Here is a 268-nt window from a genome sequence, read left to right as displayed (position 1 = left end):
CTGGATCATGCCGCTGCAGATCGGCGCGCCCGATGTGGCGTTCCCGCGGCTGAACATGTTCGCGTACTGGCTGTACCTCTTCGGCTCGCTCATCGCGGTGGCCGGCTTCCTCACGCCGCAGGGCGCCGCCGACTTCGGCTGGTTCGCCTACGCGCCGCTGAACGACGCGGTCCGCTCGCCGGGCATCGGCGCCGACATGTGGATCATGGGTCTGGCCTTCTCCGGCTTCGGCACGATCCTCGGCTCGGTCAACTTCATCACCACGATC

At 67.5% G+C, this 268-nt stretch carries 1 protein-coding gene; it reads left to right on the top strand.

The window, feature by feature from the left end:
• A partial coding sequence (locus IF17_RS01000000136980) for a cbb3-type cytochrome c oxidase subunit I (RefSeq protein WP_209437803.1) occupies positions 1-268 on the top strand: 268 nt, incomplete at both ends.

The organism is Streptomyces cyaneofuscatus (genome assembly GCF_000718135.1).
In the GTDB taxonomy this organism is placed as follows: Bacteria; Actinomycetota; Actinomycetes; order Streptomycetales; family Streptomycetaceae; genus Streptomyces; species Streptomyces cyaneofuscatus.
Note: the sequence above shows the minus strand (reverse complement) of the source record. Positions and strands in the feature narration are given on the sequence as shown.